The sequence below is a fragment of the Mitsuokella apri genome (assembly GCF_051886055.1).
Classification (GTDB): domain Bacteria; phylum Bacillota; class Negativicutes; order Selenomonadales; family Selenomonadaceae; genus Mitsuokella.
This window is the reverse complement of the sequence record NZ_JBJEXT010000049.1, coordinates 84,424-108,607: the sequence shown is the minus strand read 5'-3', so window position 1 is coordinate 108,607 and position 24,184 is coordinate 84,424. Positions and strand designations below refer to the sequence as shown.

Sequence of the window (24,184 nt, the reverse complement as noted above, 5' to 3'; positions counted from 1 at the left end):
AAGCCGCCTTCGCCACTGGTGTTCCTCCTAATATCTACGCATTTCACCGCTACACTAGGAATTCCGCTTTCCTCTCCTGCACTCAAGAAAACCAGTTTCCATCCCCTCACGGGGTTGAGCCCCGCACTTTTAAGATAGACTTGATCTCCCGCCTGCGCTCCCTTTACGCCCAATAATTCCGGACAACGCTCGCCACCTACGTATTACCGCGGCTGCTGGCACGTAGTTAGCCGTGGCTTCCTCGTCAGGTACCGTCATTTGACACCTATATTCTAAGCAACAACATTCGTCCCCGACAACAGAGCTTTACGACCCGAAGGCCTTCTTCACTCACGCGGCGTTGCTCCGTCAGGCTTGCGCCCATTGCGGAAGATTCCCCACTGCTGCCTCCCGTAGGAGTCTGGACCGTGTCTCAGTTCCAATGTGGCCGTTCATCCTCTCAGACCGGCTACTGATCGTCGCCTTGGTAGGCCGTTACCCCACCAACAAGCTAATCAGACGCAGACCCATCGTAAAGCGATAGCTTACAAGTAGAGGCCACCTTTAGTCAGTCTCCCATGCGGAAGATTGACAACATTCGGTATTAGCAGTCCTTTCGGACTGTTGTCCCCATCTTTACGGCAGGTTGTCTACGCGTTACTCACCCGTTTGCCACTCGACTTTCAAAAGCAAGCTTTCAATCGTCTCGTTCGACTTGCATGTGTTAAGCACGCCGCCAGCGTTCGTCCTGAGCCAGGATCAAACTCTCCATAAAATATGAAGAACCTTGATTGGCTCTAAAAATCTTTTTTGGCCTGAACCTCAAATAAATGAAGCTCAGTAAAGAAATTGCCGATTGCTTATGTTCATAATCAATCGATGTTTTAATAACATCTGGCTTGAATCACAAATGATTCATGTTGCATTGTTTAGTTTTCAAAGAACAACTTGGTCTTTCGAAGCGTTCTCGCTTCAAGCGACTTTTATATCTTATCGCATCGAGCTCAGCTTGTCAAGAAGTTTTTTCTTCTTTTTTGAAGCTTTGAAGCTTTTTGGCTTTCACAGGTTTTGCCACTCAAGGCTGTTTGTCTGTATCTGCCGTATCTCTCAGCGACTTGTATTATGATACAGTATACAAAAGGGATTGTCAACAGCTTTTTCAAAAAAACTTGAAAAAGCATGGCAATCCCTTTTTCTGCATGACTGCATGATTATAGATACGTATATAACAGTACGGCAATGACCCCCGGCACGCCGAAGAAGCCTGCCACAAGAGCGCTAAGGAATGTAATCTGCACTTTGACTGCAAAGATTTTGACAAACCAGAGCAGGATGGCACCGACAATGCTGTTGGTGATGAGCTTCCAGATCAGGTGCAGCGGCAGGGATATGACTTTGCCGACAAGACACAGTACGACCAGTCCGACAGCAAAGGCCGTTATGAACTCAAACATCAGATTTCCCTCCGATTTTCCATGGCTTTTGAGAGTGTCACTTCGTCCGCATACTCCAAATCTCCGCCAATCGGCAGACCGTGAGCAATGCGCGTGACTTTGACTCCCAAGGGCTTTAAAAGTTTCGCTATGTACATAGCCGTAGCCTCGCCCTCGACATTGGGATTGGTCGCCATGATGACTTCCTTGACCGTATCGTCCTGCAGGCGTCCCAAAAGTTCCTTGATGCGGATATCCCCTGGGCCTATGCCTTCAAGCGGCGACAAGGCACCGTGCAGGACATGATAGACGCCATTGTAATCGCGCATGCGTTCCATCGCTGCGACGTCCTGCGGCTGCTCGACCACGCAGATAACAGAATGGTCGCGTTCCGAAGAAGCACAGATGGCACAGGGGTTCTGGTCGCTTAAGTTAAAACAGGTATTGCAGAATCCGATTTTTTCCTTCGCATCGATAATAGCCGAGGCCAATGACCTCGCCTGTGCAGGATCCATATCGAGTACATGATAAGCAAGACGCACTGCCGTCTTTTGGCCAATGCCCGGCAGTGCGCGAAAGTGTTCAATCAGATTTGCTAAAGGTGCGATATACTGCATCTTAGAGGAGTCCCGGCGGCAGACCGAGTCCGCTCGTCAGCTTGCCCATTTCCGAAGCCATCATATCATCGACTTTTTTCGTGGCCTCATTGAAAGCAGCCGAGATGAGGTCCTGCAGCATCTCGACATCCTCAGGGTCTACAGCAGCCGGATCAATCGTCAAAGCCTGTACCTGTTTCTCACCATTCATGACGATTTTCACAGCACCGCCGCCGGACGTGACTTCAACCGTCTTGCGTTTGAGCTCGTCCTGCATTTTCTTCATTTCGTTCTGCATTTTCTGGACTTTTTTCATCATGCCGGCCATATTGCCCATGTTGCCCATTCCACCAAACATGTATTACACCTCTCGTTCTCATGCATTTCTGCATGTACTTTGATTATTTCTTCTAGTTAAGACTATCAAATAATACGGATATCGTCAACTGCTTTATCCGGATTCATCTTTCATGATTGAGGCGATATTACTCATCCTCATCCATTGGCGGCGGTACATCATTGTCGGATGGCAGCGGGGCATCCTGGTCTTCCGGCAGGGGGATTTCCCCGCCTTCATAAATATCGGGAATATCGGGTTCGGCCCCGCCTGCATCCTGTTCTTCTGGGACAGGAGCCGCATCATCAACGCCGACGACATTGGCGCCGAAGACGTCAAAGGCCTTTTTGAGCGGGGCCTGTTCTTCAGGCGCCACTTTATTGAGTACTTTTTCCGGAGCGGCAGTCTTGATTTTTGGCTCTGCTGCCGGGCGAACGGACGGAGCTGCACTCTGCCGGGTCTGGCGGCGCGGACGCGGCGGGGCCTTCATCGGCGCATCTTCGCCCGTGCAGACAAGCCGTAATTCCCTGCCCGCTGCTGCCTGCAGGATTCGTTCGATAATTTTGCGGTAATTGCGCATGACAAGAGAAGCCATGAGGCTGCTCTGCATCTGGATATGGAATTGATGTGCAGACATCCCCGTAAACTGCGCATTCTGGAGACAGGCGACAATCGGGGCTTTATGTTCTTCACGCAGGGCTTGAAACAGTTTGTTCCAGACGGCAAGGCCGTCCTGGTCCACGGCAGCCGGTTCAGCCGCTGCCGCTGTGTCGTGATGGACAGGAGCAGGTTCCGGGGACGCTGGCGCGGGAGCCCCGCCGGCAGGCATTTTCTCAGAGGCCGCAGCCTGTGCCGGCCCATTTTGCGCGGGCAGCTGCGCTTTTCCGGAAGCCAGTGCTGCCGTGACTCTGGCGAGGGCAGCCTCCAGCTTCGCAATGCGCGCTTCATCAGCAGGAGCGTGGTATTCGCCTTTTGGAGCCGAAGCAGCCGGCTGCTCTGCCCCGCCCGCCGTCAAATCCTGACGGCAGAGAGCCATCAGTGCCACTTCAACCGTAATGCGCGGCTGCGGCGACCATTTCATCTCGTTCATGGCCTCATGCAGACGGCCAATCATACGGGGCAGTTCATCCGGCGCAAAAAGGCCGCTCTGTTTCTGTAATACATCCTGAGGCTCGGCATAGAGATCCATCGCTTCGACTGTGCCGGCCGCCTGAAAAATCATGAGGCTGCGCAGATGCAGGGAGAGTTCCGCAAGAATCTGCTTGAGGTCTTTGCCATCGCGCAAAAGCTCCGCAAGAATCTGCAGGGTGTCCTGTACATTGCGTCCAGCCAGCGCTTCTGTCATCTTATAAATCCAGTCATGGCCGACAAGACCGAGAATCTGGCGTACGCGCTCCGCCGTGATTTTTCCCTCGGCCAGAGCCGCGCACTGGTCGAGGATGGACAGGGCATCGCGCATGCCGCCATCGGCCTGAATGGCAATCATCGCGAGGGCCTCATCCTCGGCTTCCATCTTCATCTCATGCGTGATATAGCGAAGACGCCCTTCAATCTCTTCTACTGTAATACGCTTGAAATCGTAACGCTGACAGCGCGACTGAATCGTCGCAGGAACTTTATGAGCTTCCGTCGTCGCCAAGATAAAGACGACATGGGCCGGCGGCTCTTCCAAAGTCTTTAACAAGGCATTGAAGGCCTCTGTCGTCAGCATGTGGACTTCATCGATGATGTAGACTTTGTAGCGCCCGTCGACCGGCGCGAATTTTACCGTCTCGCGCAGATCGCGGATTTCGTCGATGCCGCGGTTCGAAGCCGCATCGATTTCAAAGACATCCATCGAAGAGCCATCCGTGATTTTGCGGCACTGCTCACACTTGCCGCAGGGCTCCGGCGTCGGGCCGTGCTCACAGTTCAGGGCCTTCGCGAGAATTTTTGCGGTACTCGTCTTGCCTGTGCCGCGCGGGCCGGCAAAAAGATACGCATGACCGATGCGGCCGCTCGTGATGGCATTGGCAAGTGTCCTGCTGATATGTTCCTGACCGACCAGATCCTTGAAGGTCTGCGGCCTCCATTTCCGATAAAGCGCAACATAGGCCATCGCGCTATTCCTCCTCTGCATCTCTATAGCAAAAAAGCAGCCCCGAAAGGCTGCCCTTCATCCTTTTCCACGTCGAACCGCAGTCCCCAGGCACCCTCGCGGCACATGGAATGATTCGCTTAACGCTGCTTCCTTCCGGACCTGACGTGGTTCGCGAGATTCCATTGCGCAAGACCCAAACACTGCGGCCCGACCTGAAAAAGGATATAAAAATGGCGGAGAGTGAGAGATTCGAACTCTCGATACAGGTTTCCCCGTATACACGCTTTCCAGGCGTGCTCCTTCAACCACTCGGACAACTCTCCACAATGCTCTACCAAAAAAGCTATTCAGTTTTGTTGCCCTGCCGCGTAATTGCCGCCTGCAACGATATATATCTTACCATTCCTTTTGCGCTCTGTCAACAGCTTTTTTATCTTTTTTATAAAAAAATCCCCGCAGAAAAATCTGCGGAGATTTTATGAGCAGGAAAAACTTACCAAATTTACCGGACTTACCAGATGAAAAGGCCGGCCAGACCTGCGGAGAGCAGGGAAACGAGAATGCCCGAAAGGAGCATGTACCCGACATTGCGGGAAATCAGGTCGTTCTTGTTCTCATCGACCAGGCCCTTGAAGCAGCCGATGATCATGCCGAGCGTCGAGAAATTCGCAAACGACGTGATGAAGACCGTCAGTACGCCCTGCATATGGCGGCTGTAATTGCTGAGGGTATCCTGCACGCTGAGCATGACGACGAATTCATTCGTGACGAGTTTCGTGCCCATGTACTGTGCCATGGCAAAAGCCTCCGTCGCATCGAGGCCGAGCAGCCAGGCGAACGGGAACATAATGCAGCCGAGAATATTCTCAAGCGTGAGGGCCGGATAAATCAGCACGAGCAGCATGTCGATGAGCTTGGCGAGGGCGACAAACGCGATGACGTTCGCGCAGATGATGAGCACCAGACGGCCGGCACCGAGAATCGAATTGCCAAGGAACGAGAAGAACGGCTCACGTGCCTTGCCGCCATCATTGACGCGGGCAACCGTATCCTCTTCTTCCGTAATCTTTACAGGGTGCAGGAGATTCGTGACAATCAGGGCATTGATGACGTTTAAGGGAACTGCCGTCAGGATGAACTCAGCCGGCATCATCTTCGTGTAAACACCGATCAGGGCAGCCGTAACGCAGCTCATGGACATCATGGCGAGTGTCAAGCAGCGGTCGGCCTTCATGCGCTTGAGCTGCAGGCTTGAAACAGCCAGAGCTTCCGTGTTGCCGAGAAACATCATTTCAATCGCGAAGAACGATTCAAATTTCGGCTCATGCGTGATAAAGGCCAGTGCCTTGCCGATCCATTTGATGATGAACGGCAAAAAACCGATATACGTCAGGATGTCGAAAAGCGGCACGACGAGGAGAATTGGCAGCAGAGCCGACGTAAAGAAGTTCATCTGCGGTACGTGGACCCAGTCCGGGAAGGCAAATGCGATGCCTTCATAAGCGACGCTGACGAGCCAGGTAAAACCGGCAGCTGCCGCCTGCACGATGTCACGCCCGATCGGGAATGACGTCAAAAACCACGCGATGAATACGTTGAGCGCGAGCAGAGAGCCTACGCCGCGCCAGTGAATGTCTTTGCGCTTCTTGGAGAAGAGCACACCGACGGCCAGAAAAATCAGCACGCCGAGAAGATTAATCACGAAATACATAGATTTGCTCCTATCTTTTTGGATTGCGATATGCCTCGGTCAGATAAAAGAGGACATCTGACCACTTTTTCAATTATATATCAGAGGTCACTCTCCGTAAAGGCAAAAGGCAGAATTTCCTCAAGCGATACGGTCTTAAAATTCCCTTTGAGATTGGCCATGATGATTTTGGGAATGCGAAATTCGCTGATAGCCTGACGGCACATGCCGCAGGGAGAGCACGGGCCTTCAGTATCCCCGACGATGGCAATTGCCTCAAAATCGCGGTGGCCCTCCGATACGGCTTTAAAGATGGCTGTGCGCTCCGCGCAGTTCGTGACGGGATAGCTGGCATTTTCGATATTGCAGCCGCCAAAGACTTCCCCGCTTTTCGTCAGGACAGCTGCACCGACCTTGAATTTCGAATACGGTGCATAGGCATTTTCGCGGTATTTCTTCGCCACATCGATGAGTTCTTCGTCTTTCATGATGCAATCTCCCCTGTCTCAGTACTTCTCGACCTTATCTTTTTCCACGCGTGCGTAAACAAGCGGTTCTTTCGGCGGCTGCGTGTCGCCAATCGCAATGGCTTCGCGGTACATCTTCTCGGCATCTGCCAAAGCATTTTCCTTGGACGTATAAAGCGTCACGAGGCTGTCGCCCTTCTTGACGGCATCGCCGTATTTCTTGTGAAGGATCAGGCCTGCCGCAAAATCAATCGGACTTTCCTTCGTCTCGCGGCCAGCGCCGAGCACGACCGACGTCTCGCCGATTTCTTCGGCATTCATCTTTGTGATAAAGCCGTCGCGCTCCGCCTTGATGTCGGCACGGTACGGGGCCTGCTTGAATTTCGTGTAGTCGCGCAGGACGCTGTCGTCGCCGCCCTGAGCGCGGACCATCGTGCAGAAGGTCTCAAATGCACTGCCGTCTTTGATGGCATTTTCCGCCATGGCGCGGCACTTTTCAGGCGTTCCCTTGCCGACGAGATAGAGCATGTTGGCCGCGAGCTGCAGCGAAACTTCCGTGAGGTCGGCAGGGCCATGGCCCTTGAGCACGTCCATTGACTCCATGACTTCGATGCTGTTGCCGATGCCGTAGCCGAGCGGCGTGTCCATATCCGTAATCAGCGCGACCGTGCGGCGGCCTGCGAGCTCACCGATGGCGACCATCGTCTGCGCGAGTTTGATGGAATCGTCAAGCGTCTTCATGAAGGCGCCGCTGCCCGTCTTGACATCTAAGAGGATGCAGTCGGAGCCGGCCGCGAGCTTCTTGCTCATGATGGAGGAAGCAATCAGCGGGATGCTGTCGACCGTAGCCGTTACATCGCGCAGGGCGTAGAGCTTTTTGTCAGCCGGGGCGAGGTTGCCCGACTGGCCGATGACGCTGACGCCGCATTTGTTGACGGTATCGAAGAATTTCTCGCGCGAAAGGGCCGTCTGATACCCCGGAATCGACTCGAGCTTATCGACCGTGCCGCCCGTATGGCCGAGGCCGCGGCCGCTCATCTTCGCGACCTTGCCGCCGCAGGCTGCGACGATTGGCGCGCAGATCAGCGTGGTCTTGTCGCCGACGCCGCCCGTCGAATGCTTGTCGACTTTCTTGCCGGCAATGGCCGAAAGGTCGATCATATCACCGGATTTGGCCATGACTTTCGTGAGTTCCGTGATTTCGTGGTCCGTCATGCCCTGAAACCAGATGGCCATGAGCATCGCCGACATCTGGTAGTCGGGGATATCCCCCTTGACGTAGCCATTGATCATATACTCGATTTCTGCATCCGTCAGAACTTTCCCATGTTTCTTTTTCGTAATCAAGTCGTACATGCGCATAATAATATTCCCCTCATTTAAAGTATTCTGTCAAATTTTGCTATAACGCTTTTCCCCGCGCAGGGGAAAAGCAGAAAATTATTTTATGATTCTCGGCAGCAGGCTCTCGCCCTTCGTCTTGAGATCGGCGTCAAAGATATCCGAAATCGTCGCGCCAATCATGGCAAACGTCGGATACGTACCGAGATTCAGGCCAGCCTTGACGTGCTTGCCGTACATCAGGAGCGGCACATACTCGCGCGTATGGTCCGTACCCGGTGCGCCCGGATCGCAGCCATGGTCGGCCGTGATCATGAGGATATCATCATCCTTCATCTTAGCCATAAACTCACCGAGCTGACGGTCAAAGACTGTCGCGGCCTTGGCGTAGCCGTCAATATTGCGGCGGTGGCCGTACGTCATATCAAAGTCGACGAGATTGACAAAGCAGAGGCCCGTGAAATCCTCATCCATGACCTTGAGGGTCTTTTCCATGCCGTCTTCGTTATTTTTATTGATGCCGAGCGTGCGGCTGATACTGCGGCCGGCGAAGATATCCGAGATTTTGCCGACGCCGATGGTCGCAAGGCCCTTGCGAGAGAGAGCATCCATCATCGTGTCCCCGGTCGGATCGAGGGAAAAATCGTGGCGGCGCGGCGTGCGCGTGTAGTTCGGGTATTCGCCGACGTACGGACGCGCGATGATGCGGCCCACGCCGTGCTCACCCTGCATGATTTTGCGGGCCATACGGCAGTATTCGTAGAGCTGTTCTACCGGCACATCATCTTCATGAGCGGCGATCTGCAAAACACTGTCGGCCGACGTATAGACGATGAGTCCGCCCGTCTCTTTCTGCTCGCGGCCATAATCGTGGATGACCTGCGTGCCGGAATACGGCTTATTGCAGAGGACCTTGCGGCCAAAAGCTTTTTCGAGCTTCTCAATGACATCGGGCGGGAAGCCGTTTGGATACGTCGGCATCGGACGCTCCGAGATGATGCCGGCAATTTCCCAATGACCCGTTGTCGTATCCTTGCCGCGCGAAAGTTCACGCAGGCGCGCAAACGCACCGATGGGCTGAGCCTCCGGGGTGCCGCAGCCTACCCCATCGATATTAAACAGGCCGATTTTTTTCATATTCGGCGTGTCGTATTCCTTCGAGCCGACAATCGAGCGCAGCGTGTTGCAGTCGCCATCGCCGAAATCCGCGGCATCCGGCTCCGCACCGATGCCATAACTGTCGAGTACAATGATAAAAGCACGTTTAAAGGCATTCATGTTTGTTACTTCCTTTCTATATAATAGAAGGCAATCGCTTAAAGTTCGTCCTTCAGGACTTTTACCGCAGCACTGGCCCCAAGGCGCGTGCAGCCGGCAGCGAGGAACGCTTCCATCTCTTCGCGCGTATGGATACCGCCCGCAGCCTTCATCTGCACGTTCGGTCCAATGTGCTTCTTAAATAATTCGATATCCGAAAGCTTCGCTCCTGCCGAACCGAAGCCCGTCGACGTCTTAATGAAATCGGCGCCGCCTTCCGTGACACACTGGCATGCGGCAATCTTTTCTTCTTCGGTCAGAAAGCAGGTCTCGACGATGACCTTCAGGACGCGCTCGCCGCAGAGTTTCTTCAAGGCGCGGATTTCATCCGTCACATAGTTCGTCTCGCCCGCCTTGAGCATGCCGATGTTGATGACCATATCGATTTCCTCTGCTCCATCGGCGAGAGCCTGTGCCGTCTCGGCAATCTTGGCCGCCGTATTGCAATTGCCATTCGGGAAGCCGACCACCGTGGCGACTTTCAGCTGTTTTCCGTATTTCGCGACGATGCGCGGCACAAAAGAAGACGGCACCATGACCGTGGCCGTATGGTATTTGACGGCCTCGTCGCAGATGCGCTGGATGTCATGCCAGGTTGCCGTCTGCTTCAAAAGGGTGTGGTCTACATGGGACAGAATTTCTGCTGCCTTCATCAAAATTCCTCCTCTGGAATCATTTTTCTAAGTGGATTACACAAAAATCGGATACCTGTTCTCGCATTTGGCAATCGTCAGATTCTTTAAATTTGACTATCGCTTTTTCTTGTTTCTATTGTAATCAATAACAAACGAAAAGAAAAGGACATCTGTCTCAAATTCTGATGCCCACGCAAGTTTTTTACATTTTAAGCAGGAAGTCGAACAAGAATATGCATAACAAAACGTTTTGAAAAATGATATAATAGCTACAGCATATAGTGGATACCTGTTTTCGGGGAAGGGGTACACACATCGTGGATATCAACATAAAAGAATACATTCGACTTAATTTTGAACGAGCTTTGCACGACGGACACATTTCAATTTGTTATGAGCCTGTCGTGCGTGCCCTGACGGGCAAAGTTTGTTCCTTAGAAGCATTGGCGCGCTGGGATGATCCCATTCATGGCAAAATCCCGCCGAATATTTTCGTGCCGGTCCTGGAAGAGGAGCACAAGATTCACCTGCTCGACCATTTCATCATGAAGAAGGCCGCCATCGACCAATACCATCATTTGCAGCGGAAGTTTATCCAGCCGCCGGTCATATTGAATCTGTCGCGCTGTGATTTTGCGCTGATGGACCCGTGCAAAGAGCTGGCTGAATTGACTGAAAAATACCATTTGCCACACGCAAATTTTCAGATTGAGATAACCGAAACGGCTTTTACGCAGCATGAAGAAGTTCTGGCTGATGCGATCCGCCGCTTCCGTTCGCAGGGTCACCCCATCATTCTGGACAATTTTGGCTACGGCTATTCGTCACTGGCGGCCCTGCAGCGTTACGCCATTGATGAAATCAGTCTGGACCGCGTTTTTTTTCATCAATTCCATGAAGATACGCGCAAAATCCTGACTTCCATTGTACTCATGGCCAAAAATCTCGGCATCCATGTGGCAGCGGAAGGTGTACAGACTCTGCATCAATGTCAGTTTCTCCGCAATATTGGCTGCGAGAAGGTGCATGGTGCCGTCTGCCAGAATTTCTTACACACGAACGGGGATATCGTTGAACAACTGCAGGAAGAACTTCTCATTGAATCGCCGGTCGAAGGACAGATCTTTAAGCAGGCCGGCCTCACGAATCTCATCACGGACACCCCCGTGGCCATTCTTTTGGACACCGGCGCAGATTTTTCCCTGCTCGCGGCGAATGAAGCATATCAAAAAGAACTGCGCGCAGCCGGCCTGAACAGTCAAAAAGAAGCAAACCGCGTCATCGAGTTTCTGCCCCCAATCATACAGGACAGGATACGCGCACTTGCCAATCAGGCCATCCGCTCACACAAACAGGAGGAAATTACCTGCATCGGCGAAGGCCAGTATTTTCATTTTCATCTCAAGACGCTGGCTGGCACCAACGGCCTTTATCTGCAGCGGGCAGAGCTCCGCCACCTGATGGCTGAAAACGAGGTCCAGGACAATTCCTCTCACTATGACCATATTGTCCGCAATCTGCTGCACATTTATCCGGACATTTATCTAATGGACCTGGAACGCAACCGCATCGACATCATCGAAGCGACGGTTGGCCATTATAAAGCCGGTGAACACCTGCACGGCATTATGAAATCCTTTTTGGCCTACGCCTCCTATCACATCCATCCGTCCGACCGCCAGAGATTTCTGCACTTCATTCGCGATATCGGGCAGCAGAAACAGTCCAGCCGTTTTCAGCCGCATACGGAGTCGGGGCTGTTCCGCGTCAAGCAGGCCAATGGCAGTTACCGCTGGCAAACCTTTGAAGTCATATTTTTCCAGCAGAAAAACCATCCCTGCCGGCTCATCTGTCTGCACGACTTCATTTTTGAGAATCAACCGGAAAAAGAACAGCTGCTGCGCACGATCATGGCTTCTTACGGCTATACCAGTCTGCCGGAAAATACCGGCGAAAACAACATCAGCGATGAACAGCTCTGGCATTCCCTCATGCATTTTTCCCATCGGAAATTATTTTGGAAGGATATGCAGGGACGTTTTGTCGGCGCCAGTCCTGCTTTTCTGCGCTTTTACGGGCTCGAAAGCATCAACGACCTCATCGGCAAGACCGATGATGATATCGGCTGGCATATTTCCAACGCCCAAATGGACCGGCACGAGGAAACCGTATTGAAGCAGGGCCTTCCCATCCATGATGGGCACGGTCACTGTATCACACACGGACGCCAGCATACCATTTCCTTTTCCAAGTACCCGATTTACAGTGGTCTCAACATCGTCGGCCTGCTCGGCGAATTCCGCGACCTTGAAGAACAGGAAAAACAGCAGGCCCTGCAGCGCAGACTTTATCTCGTCGATGAAGAGACGAATTTCTACAATTACCGCGGCATGATTCTCGCGAGCGTTGAATTCGCCGACAATCTGCGCCTGCACGGCGAAGATTATGTCGGCGCCATGCTCATCATCCCGGAATTCGACAGGATTGCCAAGACATACGGTCCGCACATTCAAAAACGCCTGCTTCTCTATCTCCGCGATACCATACGCCGCGAAATGAAAAAAAATCTCGTTGCAGCACATACGGGCAGCGGTATCTTTGTTCTGTTTCAAAAACATATGAGTATTGGCGAAATGCGCGAACGTTTGAAAGAAATCGAAAAGGCCATGCATACAATGACGGAAATCGACGGTTACGCCTGCACGCTGTCATGTCATTATGCCTTAGAACAAGGCACTGAGGCGCGCACATCGGATGAGTTTCTGAAGATCCTCTCCGAACGCTGTCTCGGCAATCTGCCGGCATTCGGCATCACGGGGCATCATGGGGATTCCATCTCCTTTGAGCTGGAAAAATTCGACCATCTCAACCGTCTAATCTATATCACGGATCCTCTTACCTATGAACTCGTCTATGTCAATCCTTATCTGCTCAGCCGTTTCCACCTGCCGGAAAGTTTCCAGTATGCCGGCAAGAAATGTTATGAACTCATTGCCGGCAGTCAAGAGCCTTGTCAAAATTGTCCGAGGAAACGTTTGACACATGACCGTTTTTCCTTCCGCAAACTGCATCTTCCCTGGACGGGCTCTGACTATTGGTGCTGGAACACCCTGATCACCTGGAATGGCGATGACTATATCTTTTCCGACAGCATTGATGTCAAGCATCTGACAAATGCCTTTTCGTCACCAGAGAATATCAATGTACTGGATGCGTCCATCCATGATATTGTCACACTTTCCATTCAGGAAGAAGATCCAGCAAGAGGCATCATGAAGATGCTTGACAAGATTGGCCGGTCGCTTGCAGCAGGTCATGTGCTCCTCATGGAGGAGGAACCCGATGGCTTCCATCTGAGCTGTTCCTACGAATGGCACAGCAAAGATGCAGCGCTTCTCCAGACTTCACTGCGCCATTTGCCAATTCTCGATGTCAAACCATTATACGATGCCTTCGCTCAGGACTCCATCCTGCTCGTCGAAGATATCTCTCATTATGAACAAAAACATCCCGATCTTCTTTTCCATGTCAGCGGTCTCAAGCGCTTTGCTGCCGGTCATGTCGTCATCGGCGACCACTCCGTCGGGTATATCGCTATCCTCAACCCGGAAAAAGAAAAATTCCCAGTCGTGGCACCTTTCCTCAAAGCTGCAATGCATGTCTGCTCCATATTGCTGCGCAACCGCAACAATATTTCGTATCTGCAGGAACTCAGCACCGTTGACCAGCTGACGGGCATTGGCAACCGCCGTGCGCTGAACGATTACCTGAAAAACAAGATTCAAAACAGCGTTTCCTATGCCATCATCTTCACCGATATCAACGGCCTCAAAAAGACAAACGATACCTACGGGCATGAACGCGGCGATCTGCTCATCCAGACCGTTTCCTTCGTCCTGACGGAAATCATGGGCCGTGACAAAGTATTCCGTCTCGGCGGCGATGAATTTCTGTCCATCACGCCCTGTGAAAATGCCATCGGTGCCGGCAATCTCCTGCAGCGCATTGAGGTAAACCTCAAGGGCCACAGGGCCAGCGCCGCCCTCGGCTATGTCATCGAGACAGCGCCTTTCGGCAACATCGATGACCTCATCCGCAAAGCCGATGCCAACATGTACCACGATAAACAGGCCAAACACCTGACACGGGAAGACCTCATGTGATACCGTGTACAAAAATCAGCCTTTCCCCCAAAAAGGAAAGGCTGATTTTTTAATCGTTATGCTGTTATTTTATTATTTTTTCAAGACAACGACTTCATACGGACGAAGATTTGCCCTGCATTCCGGGTAATTGCCCAAAAGTTTCTGCCAGCCATTTTTCTCATACGTCAGCGGCGATTCCTGCAAATCTGCTTCCTGCGGGCGGAAATTGCAGAAGACCAGCAGCCGCTCTTCGCCAAGCTGCCGCTCATAGGCGAGCACATCGTCGTTTTCACGCTCAAGGAAATGAATGGTGCCTTCGGCAATCAGCGGCATTTCTTTGCGCAGACGGATGAGCTCTTTATAGAAGGAAAGAATCGAGTTTCCATCTGCACTCTCCTGCTCAGCATTGATGGTTTCATGATTCTTGTTGAGACCCAGCCACGGCGTACCTGTCGTAAAACCGGCCTTTTCGCCGGCTGTCCACTGCATCGGCGTACGGCTGTTGTCGCGCGAGCGCGCTGCGATGATTTTCATCGTTTCTTCTTCCGATTTGCCATTCTTCCTCAGGATATCATGGTAGTTGATGCTTTCGACATCGCGGTATGCACGGATGTCAGTAAAATCCGCATTCGTCATGCCGATTTCCTCACCTTGATAAATGTACGGCGTACCGCGCATGAGATGAATGGCCGCTGCGAGCATTTTCGCAGACTCGCGCCAATATTTCCCGGTATCGCCGAAGCGCGAGACAATGCGGGGCTGGTCGTGGTTGCACCAGAAAACGGCATTCCAGCCATTGCCCTCTTCCATGCCCTCCTGCCATTTGGCAAAGATTTCTTTCAAAGCATGCATATCAGGAGCCATCAAAGACCATTTATCCCCATTTTTATAGTCGACCTTGAGGTGGTGGAAGCTGAAGGTCATCGAAAGTTCATGTTCCTTCGGGTTGGAATAACGGATGCAGTTTTCGATGGTCGTCGAACTCATCTCGCCGACCGTGATCATGCCGTCAATACCGCTGTCATGCACGACTTCCTTAAGGAATTCATGTACGCGCGGGCCATCCGTATAAAAACGGCGGCCATCGCCCTCAAAATCATCGCGGTATTCGCCTTTGGAAATCAGATTGACTACATCGAAGCGGAAGCCCTTGATGCCTTTTTCCTTCCAGAAGCGCAGGATGTCCTTGAGTTCCGCGCGGACTTCCGGATTTTCCCAGTTCAGGTCAGCCTGTGTGACATCAAAGAGATGCAGATACCATTTCTTGAGTTTTGGCACATACTCCCAGGCGGGGCCGCCAAATTTGGACTGCCAGTTCGTCGGCGGCGTTTCGGGAGCGCCGTCACGGAAAATATAATAGTCCATGTATTTTTTGTCACCAGCCAAGGCCTTCTGGAACCATTCGTGTGCCGTCGAGGTATGGTTGAACACCATATCAAACATCAGGCCGATTCCTCTCTTGTCCGCTTCCGCAATGAGTGTATCGAGATCCGCCATCGTGCCAAAACGCGGTTCGACGGTGCGGTAATCCGCTACATCGTAGCCGTTGTCGCGCTGCGGTGAAGGAAAAATCGGCGTGAGCCAGAGATAATCGACACCGAGGTCTGCAAGATAATCGAGGCGTGCCGTAATTCCCTTTAAATCCCCCCAGCCATCGCCATTCGTGTCCTGAAACGACTTCGGATAAATCTGATAGACGACTTTATCGTGAAAGCTTGTCATAGCGCTGCCTCTTTCTTACAAAATAACATCTCTTATACTTCAGTTATAACATGCTTGTTTAAACAAGTCAACTGTGAAAATCAGCAATTCTTCCTTGTCCTGTCGAAATTTGCAGAAATACGTTCCACCTCGTTATAATAAGTATGTGAAAACTGATGATAGAATTGAAAACTGATGATGGAATAAGGAAGGATTTTTCATGCCGAAAGCAAAATTTGCTGATATTTATCAGGACCTCAGGCAGAAAGTGGAAACAGGTGTATATGCCTATCAAAAACTGCTGCCCTCAGAAAACGAACTGACTGCAGCCTACAATTGCTCGCGCAACACCGTGAGACGGGCCCTGCGCGAATTGATTGAGCTGGGATACGTACAGGCTATTCAGGGAAAAGGTGTGCGCGTGCTCTATCAGCCTGCCGCCCAGAGCGAATTTCGCATAGGCGGCATCGAGACATTTAGGGAAGCAGCCCAGCGCAATCATCTGCAGTCAAAGACAAGAGTCCTCCGCTTTGAGCGCTGTGTGTGCACGGCAGCCCTGGCCCGGAAAACCGGCTTTCCCAAAGGAGAAATCCTCTGGAAGATTTACCGCGTGCGGCTGCTTGACGGGCAGCCTCTGATCCTCGACAAAAATTTTTTCCGTGCAGATCTCGTTCCGGCTCTCACGAGTGAAATTGCCCAGCAGTCCATCTATGAATACCTTGAAGATGTTCTCGGCATCAAAATCGTCACGAGCAAACGGCGCATAACCGTCGAACGCGTTACCGAAGAAGACAGGCAGTGCCTGGAACTCGGCGATTACAACTGCGTGGCGGTCATTACCAGCCAAACCTTCAACGACAATGGCATACAGATTGAGTACACCATTTCCCGCCATCATCCGGAACGCTTTTCCTTTGAAGATACCGCTACGCGCTATCGCAATCAGCCATAAGACCAAAAGAAGGTGCAGCCGGGATGCAAAAGCATTCCAGCCACACCTTCTTTTTTATTTTACTTTTTATTTTACCAGGATAGAATCCGAAGCATCAGAGTTCCAAGCCCTGCTCTTTGCGGGCCTGATATTCACGGTCGAGAATTCCGAGAATGACAAGATTCTCATAGACGCCGTTTGTCAGGATGGTTTCGCGGATCAGCCCCTCGCGCTGCATGCCTTCCGATTCGTAGAGATGCAGGGCACGGGCATTGTAATCCTTGCAGTCGAGCCAGGCGCGATGGAATTTCAAATCATCAAAGCCCCAGGCTTTCAAAAGCTTCATTGCCTCATGGCCATAGCCTTTGCCCTTCTTGTCGATGATGACATGGGTCCACTCAAGTTCCTTGGCCGGCGTCGTCAGACCATTGATGAGCAGGTAGCCGACCGGCTCCTTCGTGTCGATTTCCTCGACAATGACATCCATGGCTGCCTTGCCCTCGGTAATGATTTTCGTATGGAAATCGCGGTCAAACGGTACAATGAATTTGAGATTTTCCGGGTCGTACTCCAGTCTCATGATAAAATCGAGGTCATCCATCGTTGCCTTGCGCAGCTCAAGACGATGACCGACATGCAGGATTTCTGCCATAAAAAACACTCCTTTATGTTCAGTTTTTAACCTTTTTGTTATTTTTGACTTTTCTTTTGTCCCATCTATAGTATAATGGATATACTTTAGTCTGCAAGTGATTTCTGCTAATCTCATAACAACGAAGGAGGTTTTTCTATGTTTCCCGAATGGCTCTCGTGGATTGACTGGACGCATCTGATGGAGATGCTCTTCATCCCCGTCTGCATCCTAGCCGCATCTCTGACCATCGGCATCATGCTCAACAAGCTCATCAACCGCCGTATCGAAAATCATCTGAACATCGACGAAAGTTCGTGGTTCTACATCTTCATCAATGCACTGCGCGGCGTGCCGGTCTCCCTGTGCCTTGTCGTCGGCCTCTACTGGATTGTCAATACCATCAACATCATCGAGCCGCTTACAAGGCTGTTTTCCTACATTCTCTTCACCGTCATCATCCTCTCGATTACGCGTGTGGCAGCCCGCACCATCAATGGTTTTATCTCGCTGCACATCGAACGTTCGCAGGAGAAACTGCCAAAAACGACTCTCCTCAATACCATCCTCAACGTCATCATCTACGCGATGGGCGTGCTCGTCATTCTGCAGTATTACGGCATCTCGATTGCCCCGATCCTCACCGCCATGGGTGTCGGCGGTATGGCCGTCGCCCTCGCCCTGCAGGAAACACTCGCTAACATTTTCTCGGGGCTCCATCTGATTCTTTCCAAGCAGCTGCGCATCGACGATTATATCAAGCTCAGCACGGGCGAGGAAGGACGCGTCACGGACATCACCTGGCGCTTTACGACCATCGTACCGGCAGGCGGCGGCAACATGATTGTCATCCCGAACCAGAAAATCGCTTCTTCGAATATCACGAATTACAGCATGCCGCGCAAGGATATCGTCATCAGCATCCCGGTCGGCGTTTCCTATGACAGCGACCTCGATCAGGTCGAACGCGTAACCCTCGAAGTCGCACACGACGTCATGGCCCGCATCGACAAAAATGTCAAATTTGAGCCTGCCGTACGCTTCCATACGTTTGGTGAATCGAGCATCGACTTCAACGTCGTCCTGCACTCAAGCTATTTTGAGCACCAATTCCTGCTCAAGCACGAATTCATCAAGGCCCTGACGCGCCGCTACCGAGAAGAAGGCATCGAAATCCCATATCCGACACGCACGGTTCTGCAGCCAGACGAATCCACCCCTAAATAAAGGGGCTGTGGATAACTCGGCCACAAGATCTAGTACTCTTTTATCCACAGAAAAGAGAGGACTTATCCCTCTTTTTCTGTGGATAAGTTTATTATGGAGAATCTTTATTCATTCGCTTTTTCTATTTTCACCATAACAGCCTGATAAATCATGACTGCATTCCCTCTCCTCATTTTGTCAATATGAATATAAAATTATATTATGCATTTTTATTCTTATCTTCTTGTGGATAAGTAGAACTGTCAGAAAACTATATGTAGTGGGTGCCTTGACGCATGGGCAATATATATTGTATAATTGACCCAAGCATTCGAGATACGCCATATATTTGAAGATGCTTAAACATACAGATTGCAAAAACATTTCAATTCAGATAAGGACGGGTGACCCCAGATGGTAGTAAACGGCATTGATGTACAGGTAAATGGACTCAACGATATCTCCGAGCAGGAAATCGTCAATTATATCGACTATGTTGAGCAGCAGACGAAAGAAAAAGTCAATACGCTGAAACTCTCCGCCACGAAGGACGGCCAGGTCGATATCCGCTACGAACTCCAGCCGCAGAAATTCGAACGCATCCGCCGCATTACAGGCTATCTGGTCGGCACGATCGACCGCTGGAACGACGCGAAGCGCGCAGAAGAGCATGACCGCGTCAAGCACGGCCTGCACTGAGCACTTTGATGAAATGCAAAAAGCCGCTGCCATCCCCCCGGCAGCGGCTTTTTATTGCCCGTATACGATAGATATAACAAAATGAATGAATCAGGAAGGACGATTTACTATGTCAGGACAGGATGATACGCTGCGCGTGGCCGGCATCGTGGAAGATTCCATTGTCGACGGCGACGGTTTCCGCTTTACGATTTTTGTACAGGGCTGCCTGCGCCGCTGCTTTAACTGCCAAAATCCCGAAACCCAGCCTATAGACGGCGGCCGCGAGGAGACGATTGCCGAAATCCTGCAGAAAATCAAAAACAACCCCCTGCTCACCGGCGTCACGTTCAGCGGCGGCGAACCCTTCCTGCAGTGCGCGCCGCTTGCCCGTCTGGCCAAAGAAATTCACAAGGCCGGTCTCGACATTTGGAGTTACTCCGGCTATACGCTTGAAGAGCTCCAGAACCGTCACGATGAAGCGACAGACGACCTTTTAAAGGAAATTGACGTTCTCGTCGACGGCGAATACATCGAGGAACTCCGCGACCTCACACTCCACTTCCGCGGCTCCTCGAATCAGCGCGTCATCGACATGAACGCGACGCGCAAAAAAGGAGAAATCGTGCTGCTCTACAAAGATTGAGCGGCTTTTCCTCTAAAAAAGGCGTCAAAAAAGAGGTGTCCAACGCTCCGCGCAGCAGGCTGAAGCTTCGCTTATGGACACCTCTTTTTTGACTCACAAATGCCGTGTTATTTTACCACGAGTACCGGGCATTTCGACTGTTCGACAATATACTGGCTGACGCTGCCGAGCAGTACGCCTTTGACGACGCCGAGGCCGCGGCTGCCCATGACGATGAGGTCCATGTCATTGCTCGTCGCAAAGTCAAGGATGACGACGGCAGGAGATCCTGTCTCTGAGAACGCTTCTTTTTCGATGCCAGACGGAACCATCTCCATGGCGCGGTCAAGTACCACATTGCCCGCTTTCGTAACAGCCTCAAGGATCGCATCGGACAGGCAGGCATTGATGGCAAGCTGATTGATGTTTGCGACATACAGGAAATTGAGCTTTGCATCACATGCTTCTGCCAGAGAAATCGCTTCCGTTACAGCGCGGTCCGAACCTTCCGAGCCATCGACCGGTACCAGGATATTCTTCATCATAGTATTACCCCCTTAACATGATATCCATTACGGATGAGGATTTTCTTTGACCACGGTCACAGGGCATTTCGCCTCGTACAGAACCTCTGTGCTGACACTCCCGAGCAGGGCGGCATGCAGGGCATCCATGCGGCGGCTGCCGACGACGATCATATCGCTGTGCCTTTCCTCGGCAAAGTCCAAAATCGTCTCAGCAGGACTGCCAATGCGGTGATGTGCTTCAAAGAGCACCGCCTTGGGAATGAGCCTTTTCGCCTGCTCCAGAATTTTCTCAGCCTCCGGTCCTATGGGACCCGCCACACTATCCGGCAGCCACGATACTTCGTCCGCATCCGTACTGCTGTCAAAATAAGATACATGCAGGATGTCAACAGAAGCCCCTGTTGCATCTGCCAGAATGGCGGCAAAACGCACGGCTTGGTCGGAAGCACCAGATCCGTCAACCGGAACCAGGATACGCGCCAACCTTTCCATACAAGAATCCCTCCCGTAGTATTCTTTCTTCATGTGGTATAATTCGCGAACACATGGGCAAATTCCTCTAAATTCTCCAAAAACTTCTTTTTCTTTTCCAATATTTTTTCACAAGTCAAGTGTAAAGTTGTAATTGACTTTTATAAGCTCATGGTGATAAACTGGATAAAATACGGAAAGTATCGCGCTTCATAAAAGGAGGAACCTAAATATGTCTGAAGAAAAAAAAGTTTCTAATCCTTCCAGCCCTTCCAATGCTGAGATTGTTGAACATACGACGATTGCTGACGTCTATCGCGCTGCCAAACAGCTTGAGGGCGTAGCCCGCAAAACAAGACTCATTCACAGCGATTATTTTTCCGAGCTCTGTCATAACGACGTTTATCTCAAGCCGGAAAATCTTCAGCATACGGGTGCTTTCAAGCTGCGCGGTGCCTACAACAAAATCAGCCAGCTCACACCGGAAGAGCGCAAAAAAGGCGTCATCACGGCTTCTGCCGGCAACCATGCCCAGGGCGTCGCTTACGCTGCCCGGAAACTTGGCGTCAAAGCGGTCATCTGCATGCCTGCTACGACGCCAATCCTCAAGGTCGAGGGCACGCGTGCTCTCGGCGCCGAGGTCGTCCTCTTCGGCGATGGCTTTGACGATGCCTATGCACACAGCCTTGAACTCCAGAAAAAATACGGCTATGTCTACATCCATCCGTTCAACGACCTGCAGGTTCTCTTAGGCCAGGGCACGACGGCCCTTGAGATCATCGATGCCCTCAAGGACGTCGATGCCATCCTCTGCCCGATTGGCGGCGGCGGCTTTGCTTCCGGTGTCGCTCTCGCAACGAAACTCGTCAACCCGAATGTCAAAGTCATCGGCGTGGAACCGGAGAACGCAGCCTGCATGAAAGCAGCGCTCGAAGCGGGCAAAATCGTAACGCTGCCAACGGCCGATACGGTCGCCGACGGCTGTGCCGTCAAAACGGCCGGCACTTTGACATTTGAGTTCTGCAGGAAATACCTCGATGACATCATCACGGTCTCCGAAATCGATATCATGAATGCCCTGCTCTCGCTGATTGAGAAGCATAAACTCGTTGCCGAAGGTGCCGGCGTACTCTCGCTCGCCGCCCTTGCCAAGCTGCCATTCACGGATAAAAAAGTCGTCTGCATCATCTCGGGCGGCAATATCGATATTTCGACCATCTCGGCACTCATCGACAAGGCCCTGATTGCACGCGGCCGCGTCTTCTGCTTTGCCGTCCAGCTGCCGGACAAGCCGGGCCAGCTTCTCAATGTTTCGCGCATCCTCGCCGAAGAGAATGCCAATGTCATCAAGCTCGACCACGACCAGACAAAGGTCACGGACAGCTTCAAGAAGGTCGTGCTGACTGTCACGGTTGAGACGCACAACGAACAGCATATCCAGCATATCGTCGAAGCCCTGAACAAGAACGGCTACGAAATCCAGAAGATTTACTAAGGCTTAGATTCTTAGAAGTCCATAGAAAACAAAGCAAAGAAACCTCCAGCAATGGGGGTTTTTTCTTTGCTTTATTACAGGTGAAAATTCTGATTCTTAAAAAGATAAAACCTTTATTTTTTGCATTGACTTTCCCGGGAAGCTGTCTATATAATGAGTTATCCGTTCATCTTTTTTTCAGATGAAGTACATCAAATTAAACGATAAGCTTAGAAAGGAAGGACCCAATGTTTCTCATCGCGCTCTCCCCAATCCTCTGGCTCATCATCGCGCTGAGTGTGCTCAAGATGGCAGCTTACAAGGCCTGCCCGATTGCACTCGTCATCGCCCTGGCAGCCGGCATTTTTGTCAATGACATGACGATCCCGCATGCTGTGCAGGCCACCCTCGAAGGTGTGGCTCTTGCCTGCTGGCCAATCCTGCTCGTCATCATTGCGGCCATCTTTACGTACAATCTGACGCTCCAGACAAAGGCCATGGATACCATCAAAAAAATGCTGACTTCCGTGAGCAACGACCGCCGCGTACTGATTCTCCTGATTGGCTGGGGTTTTGGCGGCTTCCTCGAGGGCATGGCCGGCTTTGGTACAGCCATCGCCATCCCTGCCGGCATGCTCGCCGGCATCGGCATCAATCCGGTCCTTTCTGCTATGGTCTGCCTCATTGCCAACTCCGTGCCGACGGCTTATGGCTCCATCGGTATTCCGCTCGTCACGCTCGGCAGTGTCACCGATACGGACCCTGTCCTGCTCGCCACTTACACAGCCCTGCAGCTTGCACCTCTCACCATCCTCTGCCCGTTTCTCATGGTCATCGTCGCGAGCCACAGCCTTAAGGGGCTCAAGGGCATGTTCCTGATGTGCCTGACGGCCGGCGTTGGCTTCTCGGCAGCCGAAATTGCCATCTCGATGTTCATGGGTCCGGAGCTCGCCGTTGTCGGCGGCGCGATTGTCGCCATGGCAGCCATCATCGGCTGTGCCAAACTTTTCCCGGTCAACGACCCCGAACACGCCATGCCGCCGCACGAAGATGAAGAGCCGTTCACGCTTGCGGGCGGCATCCGCGCCTGGATGCCCTTCATCCTCATCTTCGTCTTCCTGCTCATGACCTCAAAACTCATTCCGGCCATCCATGACCCGCTGAACCTCATCAAGAGCAGCGTCCTCATTTACGACGGCCCCGGCGGTGAGCCCTATACGTTCACCTGGCTGGCAACGCCGGGCGTGCTGATTCTTCTTGCAGCCTTCATCGGCGGTGCCATCCAGGGCGCTTCGTTTGGCGGCATGACCTCGTGCCTGCGCCGCACGGCCTGGAACCTCCGCTTTACGATCGTCACGATCATCACCGTCATCGCTACGGCCAAAGTCATGGGCTACGCCGGTATGACGCATGAAATCGCCGAAACGGCTGTTGCCGCTACGGGTACGGCCTATCCGGCCATCGCCGCGTTCATCGGCTCCATCGGTACCTTCATCACGGGTTCGGCCACGTCTTCGTGCGTGCTCTTCGGCAAGCTGCAGACGGACTCCGCCATGGCCATTGGTGCCAGCAAAAGCGTACAGGCCTGGATTGCCGCCTCCAATGCCACGGGAGCCTGTGCCGGCAAGATGATTTCGCCGCAGAGCATTGCCATCGCCGTGGCGGCCATCGGCACGGTCGGCTGCGAGGGCAAACTCCTGCACTTTGCCGTCAAGTTCTACATCCCGTTCATCATCATCATGGGCTGTATCGTCTATTTTGGTCAATCCCTCGTTGTCTGATGCCAGCTTACACACATCCTTGGCTGCCGCCTTGCCGCGGCAGTCTTTTTCTTTGCGCAGACCTGCATTTCCGGCGTTTTCCCTCTTGTGGTATACTATACTATGTAATTTATGATTCCTACTATTATATATAGAAACG

At 52.0% G+C, this 24,184-nt stretch carries 20 protein-coding genes, 1 tRNA gene, 1 rRNA gene and 1 other RNA gene; 7 read left to right on the top strand and 16 right to left on the bottom strand.

From position 1 onward, the window contains the following. The 12 genes from ACI4OH_RS07760 to deoC all read right to left on the bottom strand — a co-directional run. A 16S ribosomal RNA gene (locus ACI4OH_RS07760) occupies positions 1-754 on the bottom strand; the annotation flags it as partial. Positions 755-1,190: 436 nt separating this feature from the next. Continuing rightward, positions 1,191-1,433 carry a pro-sigmaK processing inhibitor BofA family protein gene (locus ACI4OH_RS07755; RefSeq protein ID WP_432647249.1) on the bottom strand — a complete coding sequence of 81 codons (243 nt, stop codon included), beginning with the start codon at positions 1,431-1,433 and terminating at the stop codon, positions 1,191-1,193. Next, a complete protein-coding gene (gene recR / locus ACI4OH_RS07750) occupies positions 1,433-2,029 on the bottom strand; it encodes a recombination mediator RecR (RefSeq protein WP_439784534.1) in 597 nt (198 codons plus the stop codon). Before recR ends, ACI4OH_RS07755 begins: the two co-directional genes overlap by 1 nt. Position 2,030: 1 nt before the next feature. After that, complete coding sequence (locus tag ACI4OH_RS07745; RefSeq protein WP_432647247.1) at positions 2,031-2,366, bottom strand: YbaB/EbfC family nucleoid-associated protein; 336 nt, start codon at positions 2,364-2,366, stop codon at positions 2,031-2,033. A gap of 127 nt (positions 2,367-2,493) precedes the next feature. Then, a complete protein-coding gene (gene dnaX / locus ACI4OH_RS07740; RefSeq protein WP_439784533.1) occupies positions 2,494-4,443 on the bottom strand; it encodes a DNA polymerase III subunit gamma/tau in 1,950 nt (649 codons plus the stop codon). Positions 4,444-4,524: 81 nt separating this feature from the next. Next, positions 4,525-4,624: signal recognition particle sRNA small type (gene ffs, locus ACI4OH_RS07735), an RNA gene on the bottom strand. Between the two features lie 32 nt (positions 4,625-4,656). Further along, positions 4,657-4,748 (bottom strand) — tRNA-Ser (locus ACI4OH_RS07730). Between the two features lie 188 nt (positions 4,749-4,936). After that, positions 4,937-6,136 (bottom strand): NupC/NupG family nucleoside CNT transporter, encoded by a 1,200-nt coding sequence (locus tag ACI4OH_RS07725; RefSeq protein ID WP_435721870.1) that lies wholly within the window; start codon positions 6,134-6,136, stop codon positions 4,937-4,939. Positions 6,137-6,216: 80 nt separating this feature from the next. After that, complete coding sequence (locus ACI4OH_RS07720; RefSeq protein WP_432647244.1) at positions 6,217-6,603, bottom strand: cytidine deaminase; 387 nt, start codon at positions 6,601-6,603, stop codon at positions 6,217-6,219. An 18-nt stretch (positions 6,604-6,621) separates the two neighbouring features. After that, on the bottom strand, positions 6,622-7,944 hold the full coding sequence (locus ACI4OH_RS07715; RefSeq protein ID WP_432647243.1) for a pyrimidine-nucleoside phosphorylase: 1,323 nt from the start codon (positions 7,942-7,944) through the stop codon (positions 6,622-6,624). A 78-nt stretch (positions 7,945-8,022) separates the two neighbouring features. Further along, positions 8,023-9,201 carry a phosphopentomutase gene (locus tag ACI4OH_RS07710; protein ID WP_435721869.1) on the bottom strand — a complete coding sequence of 393 codons (1,179 nt, stop codon included), beginning with the start codon at positions 9,199-9,201 and terminating at the stop codon, positions 8,023-8,025. Between the two features lie 38 nt (positions 9,202-9,239). Next, positions 9,240-9,893 (bottom strand): deoxyribose-phosphate aldolase, encoded by a 654-nt coding sequence (gene deoC / locus ACI4OH_RS07705; RefSeq protein ID WP_439784532.1) that lies wholly within the window; start codon positions 9,891-9,893, stop codon positions 9,240-9,242. 299 nt (positions 9,894-10,192) lie between these two features. Here deoC and ACI4OH_RS07700 point away from each other — a divergent pair, with 299 nt between their 5' ends. Beyond that, a complete protein-coding gene (locus ACI4OH_RS07700) occupies positions 10,193-14,038 on the top strand; it encodes an EAL domain-containing protein (protein WP_439784531.1) in 3,846 nt (1,281 codons plus the stop codon). Between the two features lie 72 nt (positions 14,039-14,110). Here ACI4OH_RS07700 and treC read toward each other — a convergent pair whose 3' ends face one another. Next, positions 14,111-15,742, bottom strand: a complete 1,632-nt coding sequence (gene treC / locus ACI4OH_RS07695) for an alpha,alpha-phosphotrehalase (RefSeq protein WP_439784530.1) — start codon at positions 15,740-15,742, stop codon at positions 14,111-14,113. A 199-nt stretch (positions 15,743-15,941) separates the two neighbouring features. On the opposite strand from treC, the gene treR reads away from it, so the two are divergent. Continuing rightward, positions 15,942-16,673 (top strand): trehalose operon repressor, encoded by a 732-nt coding sequence (gene treR / locus ACI4OH_RS07690; RefSeq protein WP_439784529.1) that lies wholly within the window; start codon positions 15,942-15,944, stop codon positions 16,671-16,673. 94 nt (positions 16,674-16,767) lie between these two features. Here treR and ACI4OH_RS07685 read toward each other — a convergent pair whose 3' ends face one another. Further along, a complete protein-coding gene (locus ACI4OH_RS07685) occupies positions 16,768-17,304 on the bottom strand; it encodes a GNAT family N-acetyltransferase (protein ID WP_432648559.1) in 537 nt (178 codons plus the stop codon). 138 nt (positions 17,305-17,442) lie between these two features. Here ACI4OH_RS07685 and ACI4OH_RS07680 point away from each other — a divergent pair, with 138 nt between their 5' ends. The 3 genes from ACI4OH_RS07680 to nrdG all read left to right on the top strand — a co-directional run bounded on the left by ACI4OH_RS07680 (position 17,443) and on the right by nrdG (position 19,813). Beyond that, positions 17,443-18,510: a mechanosensitive ion channel family protein gene (locus tag ACI4OH_RS07680; RefSeq protein WP_435721864.1), complete on the top strand. Its 1,068-nt coding sequence runs from the start codon at positions 17,443-17,445 to the stop codon at positions 18,508-18,510. 393 nt (positions 18,511-18,903) lie between these two features. After that, positions 18,904-19,188, top strand: a complete 285-nt coding sequence (gene nrdD, locus ACI4OH_RS07675) for an anaerobic ribonucleoside-triphosphate reductase (protein WP_432648024.1) — start codon at positions 18,904-18,906, stop codon at positions 19,186-19,188. Positions 19,189-19,297: 109 nt separating this feature from the next. Next, a complete protein-coding gene (gene nrdG / locus ACI4OH_RS07670) occupies positions 19,298-19,813 on the top strand; it encodes an anaerobic ribonucleoside-triphosphate reductase activating protein (RefSeq protein ID WP_432648023.1) in 516 nt (171 codons plus the stop codon). A 107-nt stretch (positions 19,814-19,920) separates the two neighbouring features. On the opposite strand, the gene ACI4OH_RS07665 is transcribed toward nrdG, so the two are convergent. Together ACI4OH_RS07665 and ACI4OH_RS07660 are read right to left on the bottom strand one after the other, a co-directional pair. Next, positions 19,921-20,337 carry a universal stress protein gene (locus ACI4OH_RS07665; RefSeq protein WP_295630651.1) on the bottom strand — a complete coding sequence of 139 codons (417 nt, stop codon included), beginning with the start codon at positions 20,335-20,337 and terminating at the stop codon, positions 19,921-19,923. Between the two features lie 27 nt (positions 20,338-20,364). Further along, positions 20,365-20,811, bottom strand: a complete 447-nt coding sequence (locus tag ACI4OH_RS07660; protein WP_432648022.1) for a universal stress protein — start codon at positions 20,809-20,811, stop codon at positions 20,365-20,367. Between the two features lie 211 nt (positions 20,812-21,022). Here ACI4OH_RS07660 and ilvA point away from each other — a divergent pair, with 211 nt between their 5' ends. Together ilvA and ACI4OH_RS07650 are read left to right on the top strand one after the other, a co-directional pair. Continuing rightward, entirely contained in the window at positions 21,023-22,285 is a 1,263-nt protein-coding gene (gene ilvA / locus ACI4OH_RS07655) for a threonine ammonia-lyase (protein WP_432648021.1), read from the top strand. A gap of 227 nt (positions 22,286-22,512) precedes the next feature. Further along, positions 22,513-24,045, top strand: coding sequence for an L-lactate permease (locus ACI4OH_RS07650; protein WP_439784528.1), 1,533 nt, complete (start codon positions 22,513-22,515; stop codon positions 24,043-24,045). Positions 24,046-24,184 lie beyond the last annotated feature (139 nt).

Bases quoted from the DNA above. Each gene is read 5' to 3' on its own strand.
- deoC (WP_439784532.1), bottom strand. From the start codon at position 9,893: ATGAAGGCAGCAGAAATTCTGTCCCATGTAGACCACACCCTTTTGAAG.
- ACI4OH_RS07710 (WP_435721869.1), bottom strand. From the start codon at position 9,201: ATGAATGCCTTTAAACGTGCTTTTATCATTGTACTCGACAGTTATGGC.
- nrdG (WP_432648023.1), top strand. From the start codon at position 19,298: ATGTCAGGACAGGATGATACGCTGCGCGTGGCCGGCATCGTGGAAGAT.
- ACI4OH_RS07745 (WP_432647247.1), bottom strand. From the start codon at position 2,366: ATGTTTGGTGGAATGGGCAACATGGGCAATATGGCCGGCATGATGAAA.
- ACI4OH_RS07715 (WP_432647243.1), bottom strand. From the start codon at position 7,944: ATGCGCATGTACGACTTGATTACGAAAAAGAAACATGGGAAAGTTCTG.
- treC (WP_439784530.1), bottom strand. From the start codon at position 15,742: ATGACAAGCTTTCACGATAAAGTCGTCTATCAGATTTATCCGAAGTCG.
- ACI4OH_RS07680 (WP_435721864.1), top strand. From the start codon at position 17,443: ATGTTTCCCGAATGGCTCTCGTGGATTGACTGGACGCATCTGATGGAG.
- ilvA (WP_432648021.1), top strand. From the start codon at position 21,023: ATGTCTGAAGAAAAAAAAGTTTCTAATCCTTCCAGCCCTTCCAATGCT.
- recR (WP_439784534.1), bottom strand. From the start codon at position 2,029: ATGCAGTATATCGCACCTTTAGCAAATCTGATTGAACACTTTCGCGCA.
- ACI4OH_RS07685 (WP_432648559.1), bottom strand. From the start codon at position 17,304: ATGGCAGAAATCCTGCATGTCGGTCATCGTCTTGAGCTGCGCAAGGCA.
- treR (WP_439784529.1), top strand. From the start codon at position 15,942: ATGCCGAAAGCAAAATTTGCTGATATTTATCAGGACCTCAGGCAGAAA.
- ACI4OH_RS07665 (WP_295630651.1), bottom strand. From the start codon at position 20,337: ATGATGAAGAATATCCTGGTACCGGTCGATGGCTCGGAAGGTTCGGAC.
- ACI4OH_RS07720 (WP_432647244.1), bottom strand. From the start codon at position 6,603: ATGAAAGACGAAGAACTCATCGATGTGGCGAAGAAATACCGCGAAAAT.
- ACI4OH_RS07755 (WP_432647249.1), bottom strand. From the start codon at position 1,433: ATGTTTGAGTTCATAACGGCCTTTGCTGTCGGACTGGTCGTACTGTGT.
- nrdD (WP_432648024.1), top strand. From the start codon at position 18,904: ATGGTAGTAAACGGCATTGATGTACAGGTAAATGGACTCAACGATATC.
- dnaX (WP_439784533.1), bottom strand. From the start codon at position 4,443: ATGGCCTATGTTGCGCTTTATCGGAAATGGAGGCCGCAGACCTTCAAG.
- ACI4OH_RS07650 (WP_439784528.1), top strand. From the start codon at position 22,513: ATGTTTCTCATCGCGCTCTCCCCAATCCTCTGGCTCATCATCGCGCTG.
- ACI4OH_RS07660 (WP_432648022.1), bottom strand. From the start codon at position 20,811: ATGGAAAGGTTGGCGCGTATCCTGGTTCCGGTTGACGGATCTGGTGCT.
- ACI4OH_RS07725 (WP_435721870.1), bottom strand. From the start codon at position 6,136: ATGTATTTCGTGATTAATCTTCTCGGCGTGCTGATTTTTCTGGCCGTC.